This window comes from Pseudoalteromonas sp. XMcav2-N (assembly GCF_024124545.1).
Classification (GTDB): domain Bacteria; phylum Pseudomonadota; class Gammaproteobacteria; order Enterobacterales; family Alteromonadaceae; genus Pseudoalteromonas.
Genome location: NZ_JAMXSF010000005.1, coordinates 70,385 through 86,212, shown reverse-complemented (window position 1 = coordinate 86,212; position 15,828 = coordinate 70,385). Strand labels below are relative to the sequence as shown.

Below are 15,828 nucleotides of genomic sequence, written 5' to 3'. Positions count from 1 at the left end.
CCCTAAATTTTTGTAAAGCCGAAGCGATAAACTTTGTCTAACAGTTCGCGATGCTTGGGTAGATGCGTCGTCAGCCTGTCAGCCATTTTGCTTACCTCAGCAAATTTAGCTGATGCCAAATTTACATTATTGAAACTATCACTGTTGTGAGACAGATCAGTGTTAAAGTTCATGCCATAAAGCACATACAAATAGCTATCCAGATTAAAAGGTTCCCATGCATTCTCAAAATCATAGCGAGTTGGCGGGTGCTCTGACCAGTGAGCCAGCTTAGATTGCAATGACTTCGGTATGGATTCTGGTGCACAATTATCGCGCCAGTACTGCGAATCAAGCCTATCCGAAATACAGTAGTGTAGCTTTATAAAATCGATTGTTTTTTCCATTCGCATCGTGAAGGAACGGTTAAATTTTTCTTCAACATAAGCCATAGCTTCAAACGTGCGTGGGAACTGATCGGCCAGCATATTAGCTGCGCCATCATATAGATAAATCGCAGATGCTTCTAAAGGCTCGACAAAACCGGCTGACATACCTATTGCAATACAGTTTTTATGCCAAAACTTTTCTCTGTATCCTAACTTGAGCGGGATCACTCTGGCGTCAAGTTGCTCAGCTTCTTTGCCAACATAATCCCGCAGTTGCTGCTCAGCTTTTTCAGCAGTCGTATAACGGCTACTAAACACATGCCCAACTCCCCGGCGATTGTATAAACCTATGTCCCATATCCAGCCGTTGTCCTGAGCAGTCATGATAGTGTGACTTGCAATGGGTCTGTCAGGGTCACTGTATGGCACCTGCATCGCAATAGCCATATCATTAAAAATGACATCACTAATGTCTTTCCATGGAATATTAAAGGTTTTTTCAAACAAAATAGGCTTCGATCCGCTACAATCAACGAACAGGTCCCCTTCTACTAATGGGTGTTGTTCATTATCTGTTTCTAATGCCGTCACAAAACCCTCTGCATCTTGCTGAGCGCCTTTAATATGTGCAAGCAGATGCTTAACACCCAGCTTTTCGGTGCAGTGGCGGGTCAGGAAATCAGCAAATTTATTGGCATTTAAGTGATATGAGTATTCCTGGATAGCCTGATATTCAGGTGTGGTTTTTTCCTTGGGACCTAAGCCTGCATCACACACCTGGCTTTGAGTAGCAACGGCGTGGTCATAACGTTGCTTTTGTCCGTGACCAAGCAGCCAGTATGGTGCCAAGCTGAATTCATATGATGAATGGTACACAGTATTTAGAGGGTGATAGTATTGATGCTGCTCACCATTGTCAGCGGTCATCCAGTTGACAAACAAAGCGCCCTGTTTAAATGTCGCGTCACACTCACGCATAAAATCAGCTTCTGATACGCCAATCTTTCTCAATGTCGCCCTAAGATTTGGCCACGTCCCCTCTCCAACTCCTAATATTGGTACTTCTGGAGATTCAACGAGTGTGACCTGAACAGCATTGTTCTTTTTTGAATTGAGCTGACTGGCTAATACAGCGGCTGTCAACCATCCAGCTGTACCGCCACCTACGATAACTAGGTTATTGACTGGTTTTGACATGACTACCTCGAGGCTATGTACTGATAAAATCACTCTATCGTAAAATTGATTTTAGAAGTACATAAAATAGAAAAAGGAAGGCAGACGCCTTCCTTCAAACAAAATACGAAATTAGAAGCGATAAGACAGCTTCAGGTATGTATTACGTCCATTTTCTGCCGCCAAACGCATTGCAGAGTATGCAGAGCTAAGACGCTGAGTCGTTGTCTCTTCGAAAATGTTAGTCATTTCGATACTCAGGTCTAACTGGTCGTTGATATGCCAAGTTGCAGACGCATCTACATAGCTATGCTCATCCCACAACGTAGTGCCACCGATACCAGTACTTTCAGCAAGGTATTGATCACGGTAGTTGTAAGCCAAGCGTACTGAGTACAGATCAGTCTCGTAGTAACCTGTTAAGTTCATTGACCACTGAGACAAGCCTGGCAAATCTTCTTTCTCAATTTTATCATTAATCTGGCGTAAACCATGGCCGTCTGCATAGGTCACGTTCGCAAGAACACCAAACTCACCAAATGTCTGTTGATACTGGAATTCAACCCCTTCAATCTGACCACCCAAGCCCTGAGCTGGTTCACTCACAAAGCGAGGTGCAGTATCATCACCAACAGTGATTGTACTTACATTACCGCCCTGAACAATAAAGGACTTGATATCTTTATTAAACAATGTTGCTGAGATTAAAGAAGACTCATTGAAGTACCACTCAATGCCGATATCGGCCTGGCTTGCACGATATGGGTCAATGTCAACAGAGCCACGCGTATATGTTCTGGTCGTTTCATTGTACGATGAAGCTGGGTTCATGAAGGTATAATTTGGACGACTCATTACTTTTGCAGCAGAAATACGTAGGATCAAATCCTCTGTTAGATCTAATGCAAGGTTAAAGCTTGGCAACCAATCAGAATAATCTTTCTTATCTGTTTTTATGTCTGCCAAAGTAACAAAATCATAGTAGTCCGCAGAAGTATCAGTCTGTACATAGCGCAGACCGATGTTGCCTCGGAAACCATCTCCAGAATAATCTGCCTGAACATAAGCCGCGGCAATATCTTCTGATACTTTACCCCAGCCAGCCTTTTGTAAATCAGAGCCGTCTTTAAAGCCATTGATATGACTGCGCAGCGCATCACCGTCAGTACGTGCAATATTAGTTGGAGACCCACCGCTCAGGCCAACACCGGAGTGATCAAAGTGACCATCGGCAAAGTTAGCTTTGGTAAGTTGATTGCCATTACTATCCAGGTTTACACCGTCTTTGAATGTCCATTTGTTTGAATAGCTCAAAAACTCATGATCACGCAGCTTCAAACCCGTTTTAATGTTGGTAATCGCGCCGAAATCAACAAAAAAATCAAAATCTAGTTGTACGAAGGTTTCTTCATCAGAGCGGACACCCTCAGTGACAGATGGTGCGCCCATCACATACTCTGAGTGGTCACCTGCATTAGTTCCCTGCGGCAACAACACCATATCATCAACTCGAGTCATATCGAAAACAATAGATTGACCCGCATTAGGTGATGTCCAGCCTATGTTATAGTTACCACCGTCACCACCACCTGCTTCTGTGTGACCCAGGATGAACTTAACATTGTAAGCGTCTGCTTTATAGTTGGTTTCGAATGAGTAAACCTTAGTGTCTACTTCTGCATTACGGGTATTCTGATCATCCAATGGACCACCAGCAAAAGTACCGTTAAGCGCAAATCCATTTACAGGGCCTAAACCCGTCGCACCCGTTACATTCCCATTGAATGCATCAGCATCAGTCCCAGCAATGATCAGGTAGTTTTGGTTCGAGTTACCTGCATCCAGATCTACACCAAAATAATTAAAAGACATGTCTAACTGATCATTTGGCGCATATTGGACAACAAAATTCAGAGCATCACGCTGACGTGTTTGAGCAAACTCGGCAATACCCGCACCAGCCCAACCGTCGTCCATATAGTTTTCGGCTTTGTGAGCTCGACCTACTGTTTCAAGGGTAGATAAGGCACCTAACACACCCCATGTTTCATCATCATTCTTCCAGCTAACAAGACCTGTGCCACCATAACCATTATCGTCGGCAATGCTGTTATCCTGTACTTCCAGAGAGCCGAATACTGTCATTGCATCCAGCTCTAATGGTTTACGTGTACGCATAACAACTGTACCACCAACACCACCCTCATCTAGTGTCGCGGTCGGTGATTTGTATACATCAACGCCAGCAACCATTTCTGTTGGCATTAAATCCATGTCAAATGAGCGAGACATAGCTTGTTGAGAAAACCAGCCTGTTGAAGCAACGTAATTACCGTTCAAAGAAATTGCTGTCAGCTCAGGGTTTGTACCCCGGATAGAAACCGAGCCACCCTCACCAGCAAAGTTACGTGTAATTGATACACCCGGAATACGTTGTAGTGATTCTGCGATATTTTTGTCCGGCATTTTACCGATATCTTCAGCTGATACAGAATCTACAACGGCGTTTGCAAAACGCTTCGTATTCAGTGAAGCTTCCAATGAGCGGCGAATACCGCGCACTTCAATAACTTCAACATCTTCTTTCACGCCAGTCTGGTTTTCTTCAGCAAACGCCACGCCTGTCACACCCGTACCCAGGATTAGGCCAACCTTTGCTGCAAGTAAGCTTTTCTTAAAATTATTAGCTAACACAGGATTCCCCTTGAATCATTTTGTTGGTTTTTAAATCACTTCTGCCCAGTGATGATGACAACGCTGTCATCTAATAACAAACCATACACCCAAAATTACAGATTCGCTACATCTTTTTGTGTGGCTAACATAAGATTTTTTCAACAAAAATCTAACCCACTGATATAGAAAGAATAAATAATTATTTGGTTATAGTTTGTTACAAACGAGGTGAATATATCACAAGCTATGCACTTTTTTACAGTGATTGCGATGAGTTATGTAGAAGATTTGGACCTAATTAATAAACTAATCTAATGTAGGCGAGCTGTGCTATCTGATTATTCCATTAAACGTTCGGGCAGAAGCGTATTCAAGGTGATAATAGATCTCAATGACAACGCTGTCATTTTATCTTTTTCATGTTTGGTTTGTCTAGTGAATTTATATGACAAATTCATGAGCGGGCCTTTAGTTATATGACAAAACACCATTAGTCCAAGGTAAAACAAGCAGATAATAGCCTTTTTAAGGGATGAAAATTTATCACACGCCCCTGTCTTACATTGAGATCTTGCCTGTGTTTCACTATGGCAGTCTGATTAGTAAAGCACTAAACGTTTTTGTTTAGTTGAAGGAGCAGTCTAGTCAGGTATCTGCTAACAACTTAAAAAAGGACTAACTTATGATACGTAATATCAAAACAATCATTGGAGCTGCACTGGTATGTGCTGCGGCTACAGCTCAGGCTCAGCCTGCCGACAGTATGCAGGTTACAGACTATAACACCTTTTACGACACTCAGGTTAACAACGCCAATTGTGGTGGATACTGGGATGAGCGCCGCGTATGGGTATGCGACTACCGTACTCAGCTGGTCAATGTGTCTTATAAAACATGTCATTATAAGCTAACGGCTAAACACAGTGCCGTCTCTGCACCGGCCTGGGACACACGGACTGTTCTGTCTAATAAAAGCTGCCCGGCAAACTGGACCATTCCAGGACCAGATTACTACGCTCCGGGTGGTGTGTATGTACACCAGCACAATACCTACTTCACCCAACAGGAAGAGCAGCGTGTAGCTTATAATTGTCGGTGGGAAACCCGTTCTGTCTGGGTTCCAGATAGCGGCCGTTATTGCCCTATCGCGCCTCAACAATAATCAGGCACAAAAAAGCCCGGTCAAATAGCTCGCCGGGCTTTTTCAATACATTAAAATCTGCGTTGCGCTTATTTGCTCAAATCAAGCATTAGCTTATTCAGACGAGCGACAAAGCCAGCAGGATCTTTCAGGCTGCCACGTTCTGCAAGTAGGGCCTGATCCAGTAAAACTTCTGACCACTGTGCAAACTTATCTTCGTCCTGTTCAACATTCAGGTGTTTAACCAACTGGTGTTCAGGATTCAGCTCAAAAATTGGTTTAGACTCTGGTGCAGACTGACCAATAGATTCCATCAGCTTTTGCATCTGTGAACTCATATCGTGGTCATCTACCACAACACAAGCCGGAGAATCAGTCAGACGGTGCGTAAAGCGCACTTCTTTGACTTTATCACCCAGTGCTTCTTTGATACGCTCTACCAGGCCTTCGACCTGCTTCTCACTCTCTTCCTGTGCTTTTTTGCTTTCCTCATCTTCCATATCGCCCAGGTCAAGGTCACCACGGGTAATAGACTGGAACTGCTTCTCTGCAAATTCTGTCAGATGACTCATCATCCACTCATCGACACGGTCTGACAATAACAGTACTTCGATGCCTTTCTTGCGGAAGATCTCCAGGTGCGGTGAACTCTTCGCAGCTTCAAAGCTGTCAGCAACCACGTAGTAAATCTTGTCCTGGCCTTCAGCCATGCGTTCAATGTACTGCTCAAGCGACACGTTTTGGACGCTCTCGTCGGTGTGGGTAGAGCTGAAACGCAATAGCTTAGCAATAGCTTCTTTATTGGCGGCGTCTTCAGCCGGACCTTCTTTGATCACCTGGCCAAACTCGTTCCAGAAAGTCTGATAGTCTTCTGGTTTGTTCTTACCCATGCGATCCAGCATTTTAAGGATACGAGACGTACACCCTTTACGAATCGCCTGAGTTACTTTGTTGTCTTGTAAAATCTCACGCGATACGTTCAACGGCAGGTCGTTTGAATCCAACAAACCTTTTACAAAACGCAGGTAGCTTGGCATAAACTGCTCTGCGTCATCCATAATAAATACGCGCTGCACGTACAACTTCAGGCCTGTCTGACGGTCACGGTTCCACATGTCAAATGGCGCTTTCTTAGGAATATACAGTAAGCTGGTGTATTCCGTTTTACCCTCGACTTTGTTGTGTGCCCAGGTCAGTGGCTCTTCCCAGTCATGACCCACGTGCTTGTAGAATTCTTTATATTCTTCGTCGCTGATCTCAGACTTATCGCGAGTCCACAGTGCAGTGGCACGGTTAATACCTTCCCACTCGCCAGGCTGAGCTTCAATTTTCTCGCCATCCGGACCTTCTGATTCAGGTACTGGCGCTTTGAACATTTCTACCGGGATAGAGATATGGTCTGAGTACTTAGTCACGATTGAACGAAGGCGGAAGTCATCGGCAAATTCCAGCTCTTCTTCACGCAGGTGAAGAATGATCTCAGTACCGCGCTCGGCTTTTTCAATGTCCGCCAGGGTATATTCACCCTCGCCTTTTGACTGCCATTCAACTGCCTGAGTCTCGCCCGCTTTACGTGTACGTACTGTTACTTCGTCAGCGACGATAAAGGCAGAATAGAAACCTACACCAAATTGACCAATTAGCTGAGAATCTTTCGCTTCATCGCCTGTCAGGTTTTTAAAGAACTCTGCCGTACCTGACTTAGCGATAGTGCCTAAAGAGCTGATCACTTCGTCACGGGTCATACCGATACCATTATCAGAAATGGTTACCGTCTTCGCGTCTTTATCGGCGCTGATACGTACACGCAATTCAGCATCACCTTCATACAAATTACCGTTTTGCAGCGCTAAGAAGCGCAACTTGTCAGCGGCATCCGACGCATTGGATACCAGCTCACGTAAAAAGATTTCTTTGTTTGAATACAAACTGTGGATCATTAGTTGAAGCAACTGCTTCGTATTGGCACTAAATGAATGATTTTCTTTAGTATTTTCTGTAGTCATTTGGTACACCCTAACTTATTTGGTACACAATAGTAGTACATAGTTAATCAGTTAACTTGCGTTATGCTCAGGTATATTGTGCTGGGAAAGTATTTTTCAAGGGAAAATAAAAGAAAAAATTAGTTTTACTCACTAAGTCGCTAATATTGCTCCACCATCAACATCTAACACAGTCCCTGTCACAAACTCGTTAGATAATAAAAATACGATACCTTGTACGCATTCATCAGCAGTACCAACCCTAGGTATCAGGTGATGTTTTGTTCTCGCTGCATAGTAGGCTTCTTTCTCTGACTTACTTAGCTTCACTATTGGCGTATCGATCACACCTGGACACAGGGCGTTTATTCTGTTTGGCGCCACCTCTTTTGCAACTCCCTTTACAAACGCTTCAACAGCAGCTCCAACACTAGATAAAGCTATCTGCCCCTGTCCACAGCGTCTCGCCGGCGAACCACTCAACAATACAATGGAACCATTTTTGGATAACCACTTGGCCCCATACCTTACCACATTGGCATAACCCCAAAGTTTGTCGAAGGAATTTCGATATCCTGTCATATCCATCTCTAAGAAAGGACCCAAAGCACGTGTACCTCCGGTCGCAGTGCTGATAATCATATCCAGCTGCCCATATCTTTCAAATATAGAGGCGACTTGTTCAGACTTCCTCACATCACACCAATCCCGAATCACTTGTTCAGGAAGCTCCGGGACAGCTTTTCCCTCAGTTAAACCAACTGCAATAACTTCTGCTCCTTCCTGAACAAGTTTTACAACCGTGCTTAATCCAATGCCCGATGTACCACCAAACACAATTGCCTTTTTTCCTTTAAACAGCATTATTGCTTCTCCTTTTTATTGTTTTTTAAAGTAGTGAGAATCCCCGTCGCTATCAAGGAACCTGCAAGCATCAAAAACGCTCCCGCAATCTGACTGGGAAGAATAGACTCATTGAGGAAAACACTAGAAAAAGCAACGCCAAACACTGGCACCGTAAACATCATAATTGTCGCTGTAGAAGCGCTCACAGTACGCAGCGCATAAAAATAAAACAAGTATGCGACTGCTGTTGGGCCAATCGAAAGATATATGATATTTGCCCAGACAAACATGGGCACACTTGCCCAGTCTACCTCCGTAAGCTTGGGAAGACTAAAAATAACCAGCAATAAGGTCCCACCCAAGGTCGAGTACGTCGTAGCTAATAACGGGCTCAATTTGTGTTTAGAGAACAACCCTTTTGACACAATGCTATATGCTCCCCAACATGCAGCACCCAAAACAAAATATAGATCACCGATAGCTCGACTACTGGAAGACTCTGTATCGATAGCTTCGAACAAAAACATCGATGCCCCAATTAACCCCAGTGCCATTCCGAAAATCCTTGCATAGGATGCTGTTTCTTTCTTCATAAATAGTAGAATAGCAAGTGTGATAATGGGGCTCAGTACTGGAACTATGATACTGCCATCCATCGATGGAGCCAAAGACAACCCTAAGAAAAACATAACATTATAAGCAAAAACGCCTAACAGACCTGCGAGTGCAAATTTGGTTGATACTGCAATACTCACAGTTTCTTGTTTATTTCGCAAAAATATTGACAATATAATTAAAAATACACTCCCACCACAAAACCGCAATGCTGCTGCAACTTCAAAAGGTAATGTATTTACTACGAACTTTGAGCTGGCAAACGCACTGCCAAACATCAGCATTGTCACCAACAACGCAAGAAATGCGAATAAAGCAGTTTTGTCTTGAGTCTCTGAGACAGGGGGAGAGGTGGAAGTACTCATAATATAATATTCCTTATTCAACATAGCTCTTTATCGCCAGATAAAGAGCTATAATTCAGCTAATGACAGATCACCGACCGGATACTCGATCGAATACTTGTTCACCAGACTGTCCAACGGAGCTGTATAGTAGCTTCTGATTAGAGTCACTTACCGTAATTAGGTGCAGTAAATCCGTATCATCACCTTGAGCTTTAACCGGAGACCAAAGAGAAGAGCGATATAATTGCCTCAAGTCTGTGATACTTAAACCACTGATTTTTTCCAGCCTTTTAGATAAGGCAAGATCAGTAATCTGGTTTCCATCAAGTAGCGAATGCAATTCTTGCTCATATTCAAGCAACTCAGGTTTTTCGTTACTCAGATAGTCATGTAGCTCTTTTCCTTGCCCTGCAAAAGGTGAGTAAACCATACATACTAACTGCTCCTCCGTAAGACCAAATGTGATCTTCGCATAGTTAGATGCAGCATCACGCATTTTTGAAATACCCTCCTCAGACTCGTACCGTTTTTTCATGATCGCTATCAGTGATTCGGGAAATTCTTTACGTTCCATTAACTCTATGGCGAATGTAACATATTGGTCAACCCCTTCGCGATAACTTCTGCGGTATACGTACTCAGTTCGTAGCCCTCGAAAATGTGCCATCAAAGCAGGGTTTGCACAATCAGACTCGGTAAAGCTAAACGCAATATCATCAAATACAAAGCCTAAAAACTCTGTTAATAACTGCCAGTGAGCGCCTGACGCGTAATCAGTGAAGTCATAAATGGAGAAGAAACTCAATTGCTCTGGAACATCAGATGTTACGCCCCGTTCAGCAACTCTGTCAGCATGTGTTTCACCGTGAATTTCTTTAGCGTACGTTTTTGCCAGGCCATCTAGCGTCGACAGCGTGCTCGCAAACCCTTTGCCTCTTGATAACTTATGATTTGATTTAAAAGCTAGCTTGCGGATCCAACGCCCATACTCAACCTGCTCTTGTGGAGAATCCCCCGTCACGATTAGATCGACCCCACCATCGTAACTCGCTGCTATACCAAAGGAGTCGGCAACATTCAGGTTACATGAGTTGCAAAAGCTTGTGCGTCCATCACCATACGACCTATGCCCTGACATCAAAAGATCGATACGATTGAATGACAGAACTTGATACGGCATAGACGCATTTAAATCGAAAGGTCTGACATCGCTGCGCTCAAGCATTAACAGCTCGGTATTTGGATCATCGTACACCTCAAGTGCACGATATGCGCGGTCTATATTTTGCATGACAACATAGGGCATACCCGAGTGTCGCATGGTTACGAGCCGCAATTTAAACGTATCTCCATTAAACCGTTCAGCCATTAATAAATGCACTGCCCGCATAAAAGCAGCTGTATATGAACTGTCTTTCCCACCACCGTAGGCGACCATCACTACATTCTTATTCAGATGCTTCTTATCGGGTAATTCTGAATAGAGTCGGTCAACGCAAGCCGAAACCGCATCTAAATTACAGCCCGGCAAGTACTTAGTCATCTTATCAAGAAGTTTTGGTTCCATTGTCATTTATCCTTATGAGATCTTCGATACCATTAATTTTTCATTTTCATCCGAAGATGTTGTTACTATTTTTTCAATACAACGCCTGATTTCAGGGTGAGCAGGCAAATCAAAATGACCGCCATCGACTACATATAAACTGAATTCCTCAACCGTGTATTTTCCCCAATCCTGTGTGCCTTCTGCATCAGTGAGTGAATCAGCTTTACTCATCCATGCTATGATAGGGCATTCAACATGCTTATGAGTTTGTTGATAAAACTCTTGGAGAACGAGAAAGTCGTACTTTGTTCTTTCAATCATTAACTGCTTCCATTCCTCATCCTGAATTTTCGACAGCAATTGAGGGTCTAGTGCATTAAAATAGGCCTCAACTTCACTGTCACAGGTGGGGAGCGGTGCTGGAACTTTACATGCTAAAGGTGAATTCGCACCAACCACAATAAGTTGTTTCACTGTAATGTTTGACTGTCCCAAAATGACCGCACATTGATAGGCAAGATAGGCACCAAAGCTGTGCCCCAGTAAGATAACCTGGGTACAGCCAGCTGCCGTAATTTGTTCGATGCAGAAACTCAAATATTGTTTCAGCAAAGCCTCACCATCGGTTGTGCATTCGCAACTTTGCGAATAGCGAACAACCTTGATGTTAGGTCTGAATTCCTTTAGCAGGTGTGCAAACTCAGTCCCGAATGAACCCATTCCGGGAAAAGCAAAGATTTTTTCTGAAGATATTTTCATCTTAACCCTTCAACTCCCTTAGACATGCAGCCCTAGCTCATCAATAATGATCGCCAGGCTGATAGATGCTAATCTGAAGTCCCACTTTTCCTCTCGGTAATTGCTAAAACGATTGTCCATACAATGGTTGTTGAAAATGCCTGCAGAGTGTGTCAACTCCCGCCAACGAGACCATGTCTTATCATCCACCACATGAACCAGATCATAAGCTGTAAAGCCTTGCTTCGCTCTGGTTAACACTTCACGTGGCAGGACTTGGTCATATGCTTTGCGTAAGCAAGCCTTGCCTTCAAAGTTTGCCACTTTCTGAGCATCCGAAATATTCATTGCCATAGCGACAACGGAGTTACCAAGAAATGGATAACGCCCTTCGATAGAGTTAGCCATAACCATTGCATCACCGTGATCACCCAAAAGATGCCCCGATAACTGGACATACACATCTGCGATCGAACGCAGCTGCATTTTAGAGAGCCCCTTTAATTCACTCTCAGAGTAAGGAATAAGTCGCTTTCTCCAGTATTCGTTTCCCTTAATCGCATCTTGCATACTCTGTGACAAAAAGACTTCTTTGCGTGCCTGAACTTTGATCGGATCTACTTCCCAGGAAAAGTCGGCCCTCCCCCAAGCTTGTTCATTCACCATACTTTCGGATGTTTTATTTTTCGCAAGCGAGTCAAAAATGTATGAGTCATAACCGAAAAAAAGCTCATCTGCACCTTCTCCAGACAACACCCCCTTAACCCCAGACAACTGCACTGACTCAGACAACATTAATGCAGCAACATTATATGTTTCTCTTTGGGGAAAACAGCAATGACGTACCATCTCCTCAAAACGCCTGCCAATATCCCCTTTCGAGCAGACAACTTCATGATGAATGCTATGCATCGCATCAGAGACCGTGCGCTGAAATTTACTCTCATCCAAACCAGGTTCATCGAAAGTCACGGAAAACGTTTTAATTGGAGATTCAGACAATGCGGAGGCATCTGCCAAGATAGCGCTAGAATCGAACCCGCCACTTAAATAAGAGCCAATTTCAACTTCAGAATGCAATCTATCTGCAACGGAACGCTTAACTGTTTCATGAAGCTGCTCTGGGTCGACGGGAGAGTCAGACACATCAAACTCTCCAAAGCGCCAGTATCGGTGAACATCAATACTTGCTACATCAAACAGGACTGCGCACCCGGGTTCTACTGCTTTAACATCGGAGACTAAAGTGTTTGGCGCAACGACATTACCCAAATTAAAATATTGATCTACGGCCGTAGCATCTAATTGCCAGCGATGATTTACCGTTCTTACAATCGGCTTTAGCTCGGAACAAAAATGCACCTTATTACCAAGCACCGCATAGTACAAAGGACAAACTCCAAACCTGTCCCGAGCTAAAATAAGACGGCGTTCCTGCTTATCGAATACCATACAGGCAAACTGCCCATCCACCTTTTTGAGCCCGTCGATACCAAAGCGAGAAATTAATTCAGGTATGATAGCAACGTCAACCGCGTTTCCATCAGGGATAGTTAACTCAAGCTCATCAATGAGCGTTTGGGCATTATAGATTTCACCATTTGTCAGTGCCACATACCTTTGCGTAGAGTCGTGAGCTGGCTGCCACCCGGTCGCCAGCCCATTCATTCCCAATCTACCAAGCTTTGCGCTCACACAGTGGGTATCCAGAGAATATGTTTCATCTGGACCACGGTGCGTCAACATATCATGCATAGCTGAAACATTGGTTCTATCTAAATGACCATCGAATGAGTATGTCCCGCTTATTCCACACATGCCAGGTCCTCCTTTTCTACTTCAAATCTGGCAATAAGTGCTTTCAAGTCAGGCGCCTGAAAAATATCCTTTACGCCCACATCTGACCACCCCTGCTCTTTCAGATGTTTAATCAGAATTAAAGTGGATGCAGAGTCCCCGCCAAGTTCCAGGAAACTATCTTGTTCAGACACTCCCTGAACGCCTGTTAATGCACTTACCAATGATATGAGAGGGTGTTCAGATTCGTCATTTTTTGCGTCATTGACCGATTGCTTATGCATTCGGAGTAGCTCATCCCGATCCACTTTCCCGTTTTTGGTATAGGGTAGTTTCGCAACCTGATGAAATACTGATGGTATTTTGTAACTATCGAGCTTTTCTTCTAATTCTTTGCGAAGCGTTCGCTGTTCACGTTCTCCTACGTAATAACATACCAACGTCTCATTGAACTCATCATTTGAAGCCAATACGACAGCTTCAGACACGTCGTAACTCCCACAGACCGCGCCTTCTACCTCTCCGGGGTCAATCCGGTATCCTCTCACTTTGAGTTGTCTGTCTAAACGCTCAACAAAATAGAGCTGGTTACCTATTCGATTAACCAAATCGCCAGTAAAGTATTTTGGCTCATTATTATCTGTAAACCGAGTCAACTGGTCTTCGTTGAGATACCCGATTGCTACACTGGCGCCAGTGAACACTAGCTCCCCAGACATAGAACTAAAATCAGAATTAGCTACAGGAGCAAGTTCAAAATCAACTTGTCCAACACATTCACCCAACGGGATCCCATTTATACAATCCTCGTCGGTTAACGCTGGCGTAAGCAAGTTGCACACGGTTGTTTCGGTTGTACCATATGCGTTGTGAAACGCAGCATATCGCGACCACGCCTGTCTCATGGCAGGCCGGCAAGCTCCACCACCATTAATAACGTGCTGAATGTTCATTTTTGGGGTTGGTTTTGTCACTGTCAGAGCAAATGGGGTGGTTTTCAAATGCGTAATTGCGAACTCTTCTAGTGTATTCTGAAGCGTGTCGCCCGGCATTAAGTAAGACTCATCAAGTACCACCAGGCAAGCACCAGAAGTTAAACTCCAAAAGATTTCCGTCATACATCCATCAAACGTTAACCGCGCAAATTGCAATGTTTTAGAACTTGAGGAAAGATCGAGTTTCTCTACATGATCTTGAACAACAGCTGCGAGCGGGTCCTGCTCCACCAGCACACATTTAGGTTCACCCGTAGACCCGGAGGTATATATTGCGTATACCATTGAGTCATAAAAAGGTGACAGATCTTCACGTCTTTCTCTTTTACTATTGGATGAGTAGCTTACATACTGCTCAGTGTCGATGAGTATGTTCTCTCCAAACTGAGGACCTTTTCGTGCTAGGCAATTCACTCTCAGAAGTTCAATTTTCTTTTGATTTGATTCCAGGCTATCTCTGGGATCGATCATAACAAAGGGTCTGTTGGCTCTTACACAAGCCACCATTGCAACAATTGTTGAGGCGTTCTTATGGGCTTCAATCCCTATAAACTCTCCTATGGAAGTTGCCTTTGTCAGGCAGTCCGCCAAATCACTGCTAAGCTTATTTAACGCTTCATAAGTCAATACCCCATTGTTAGTTTCTATTGCTGGTCTATCGGGATAAGTTAGAAAAACATGCGTAAAAGCGCGTACCAAACGACTACTGTGTTCCTTCATAATCAGTCTCCTTATCACTCACTTTGAGCTGCCGTTACTCGGTGCGACAAACGCCCCACTTTTTCAACTATTGCTTCTACATGGTCGCCTTCTTTAATAACTGCCGCTCCTGGCGTCCCAGTACATATTATTGTGCCGGGAGCCAGAGTCCTGCCAGCTGAGAAGTACTCCACCAGGTAAGGCAGATCGTAAAGCATCTGGCATACCTTAGCCGTAGCAATCGTTTCTCCATTACGTACTGTCGAAACACTCAGCTGCTCAAGCACGCCTGGTTCAAATTCATCTAATGTAATTAACTGAGGCCCGATGCTGCAGAAGGTGTCAAATCCTTTAGCCCAAGGGATATATCTTGGGTTCTCGCGAATAATATCTTCTGCGGTTAAATCCAGCACGGTTGTGACCGCACAGACCACATCGCGCCAATTTTCACGTTTGACATTTTTACAGGCCTTGCCTATCACCAATCCGAGTTCCGCTTCTGCCGTCACGCGCTTGCTTTGCTTAGGCAGTATGATGTCACTTTGATTATCCATAAGGCAGCTATTAGGGCGCAGATAAGAACCAGGCCCCGACGATGGCTGTTCCGTTGACAAGTCATTTGCATGATTATTGAAGTTTAGACCTGCTCCCCATATGTTTGCCGTTGGAGGCACTATAGATTTGGCATTTAATAGCTGGTTGGTAAAATCAGAATCACTAATAGGTTGGCTTTTTTCATCTAATATAATCTTATTAGGATTGTTTATTAATTCAACCAAAGACAGTTCCGAAACACTCTCATCTAGCTTCTGCCAAAGTGTATTCTGGATACTTACAAAGTGCTCATTCTTACCATTGCTTATAATACTTGCTAATTTCATTGTATATCTCTCTGA

Annotated in this window: 11 protein-coding genes; 1 reads left to right on the top strand and 10 read right to left on the bottom strand. The window is 43.9% G+C overall.

The features are described 5' to 3' along the window. Window positions 1-2: 2 nt before the first annotated feature. Together NH568_RS08415 and NH568_RS08410 are read right to left on the bottom strand one after the other, a co-directional pair. A complete protein-coding gene (locus NH568_RS08415) occupies window positions 3-1,565 on the bottom strand; it encodes a tryptophan halogenase family protein (RefSeq protein ID WP_253046239.1) in 1,563 nt (520 codons plus the stop codon). Between the two features lie 111 nt (window positions 1,566-1,676). After that, on the bottom strand, window positions 1,677-4,238 hold the full coding sequence (locus NH568_RS08410; protein WP_253046238.1) for a TonB-dependent receptor: 2,562 nt from the start codon (window positions 4,236-4,238) through the stop codon (window positions 1,677-1,679). Between the two features lie 664 nt (window positions 4,239-4,902). On the opposite strand from NH568_RS08410, the gene NH568_RS08405 reads away from it, so the two are divergent. Next, window positions 4,903-5,382, top strand: a complete 480-nt coding sequence (locus NH568_RS08405) for a hypothetical protein (protein ID WP_253046237.1) — start codon at window positions 4,903-4,905, stop codon at window positions 5,380-5,382. A gap of 68 nt (window positions 5,383-5,450) precedes the next feature. Here the strand turns inward: NH568_RS08405 and htpG are convergent, their stop codons facing one another. The 8 genes from htpG to NH568_RS08365 all read right to left on the bottom strand — a co-directional run bounded on the left by htpG (window position 5,451) and on the right by NH568_RS08365 (window position 15,813). Then, window positions 5,451-7,367 (bottom strand): molecular chaperone HtpG, encoded by a 1,917-nt coding sequence (gene htpG, locus NH568_RS08400; protein WP_253046236.1) that lies wholly within the window; start codon window positions 7,365-7,367, stop codon window positions 5,451-5,453. A 132-nt stretch (window positions 7,368-7,499) separates the two neighbouring features. Further along, complete coding sequence (locus NH568_RS08395; protein ID WP_253046235.1) at window positions 7,500-8,210, bottom strand: SDR family oxidoreductase; 711 nt, start codon at window positions 8,208-8,210, stop codon at window positions 7,500-7,502. Further along, the gene (locus tag NH568_RS08390; RefSeq protein WP_253046234.1) at window positions 8,210-9,172 is read right to left on the bottom strand and encodes a DMT family transporter; all 963 of its coding nucleotides are present in this window, start codon (window positions 9,170-9,172) and stop codon (window positions 8,210-8,212) included. The genes NH568_RS08395 and NH568_RS08390 overlap by 1 nt, the downstream gene beginning before the upstream one ends. A 70-nt stretch (window positions 9,173-9,242) precedes the next feature. Then, window positions 9,243-10,721, bottom strand: coding sequence for a hypothetical protein (locus NH568_RS08385; RefSeq protein ID WP_253046233.1), 1,479 nt, complete (start codon window positions 10,719-10,721; stop codon window positions 9,243-9,245). 12 nt (window positions 10,722-10,733) lie between these two features. Next, entirely contained in the window at window positions 10,734-11,462 is a 729-nt protein-coding gene (locus NH568_RS08380) for an alpha/beta fold hydrolase (protein WP_253046232.1), read from the bottom strand. Window positions 11,463-11,480: 18 nt separating this feature from the next. Further along, window positions 11,481-13,259, bottom strand: a complete 1,779-nt coding sequence (gene asnB / locus NH568_RS08375) for an asparagine synthase (glutamine-hydrolyzing) (protein WP_253046231.1) — start codon at window positions 13,257-13,259, stop codon at window positions 11,481-11,483. Next, complete coding sequence (locus NH568_RS08370; RefSeq protein WP_253046230.1) at window positions 13,247-14,953, bottom strand: non-ribosomal peptide synthetase; 1,707 nt, start codon at window positions 14,951-14,953, stop codon at window positions 13,247-13,249. Before NH568_RS08370 ends, asnB begins: the two co-directional genes overlap by 13 nt. 14 nt (window positions 14,954-14,967) lie before the next feature. After that, the gene (locus NH568_RS08365) at window positions 14,968-15,813 is read right to left on the bottom strand and encodes a fumarylacetoacetate hydrolase family protein (RefSeq protein ID WP_253046229.1); all 846 of its coding nucleotides are present in this window, start codon (window positions 15,811-15,813) and stop codon (window positions 14,968-14,970) included. Window positions 15,814-15,828: the final 15 nt, after the last annotated feature.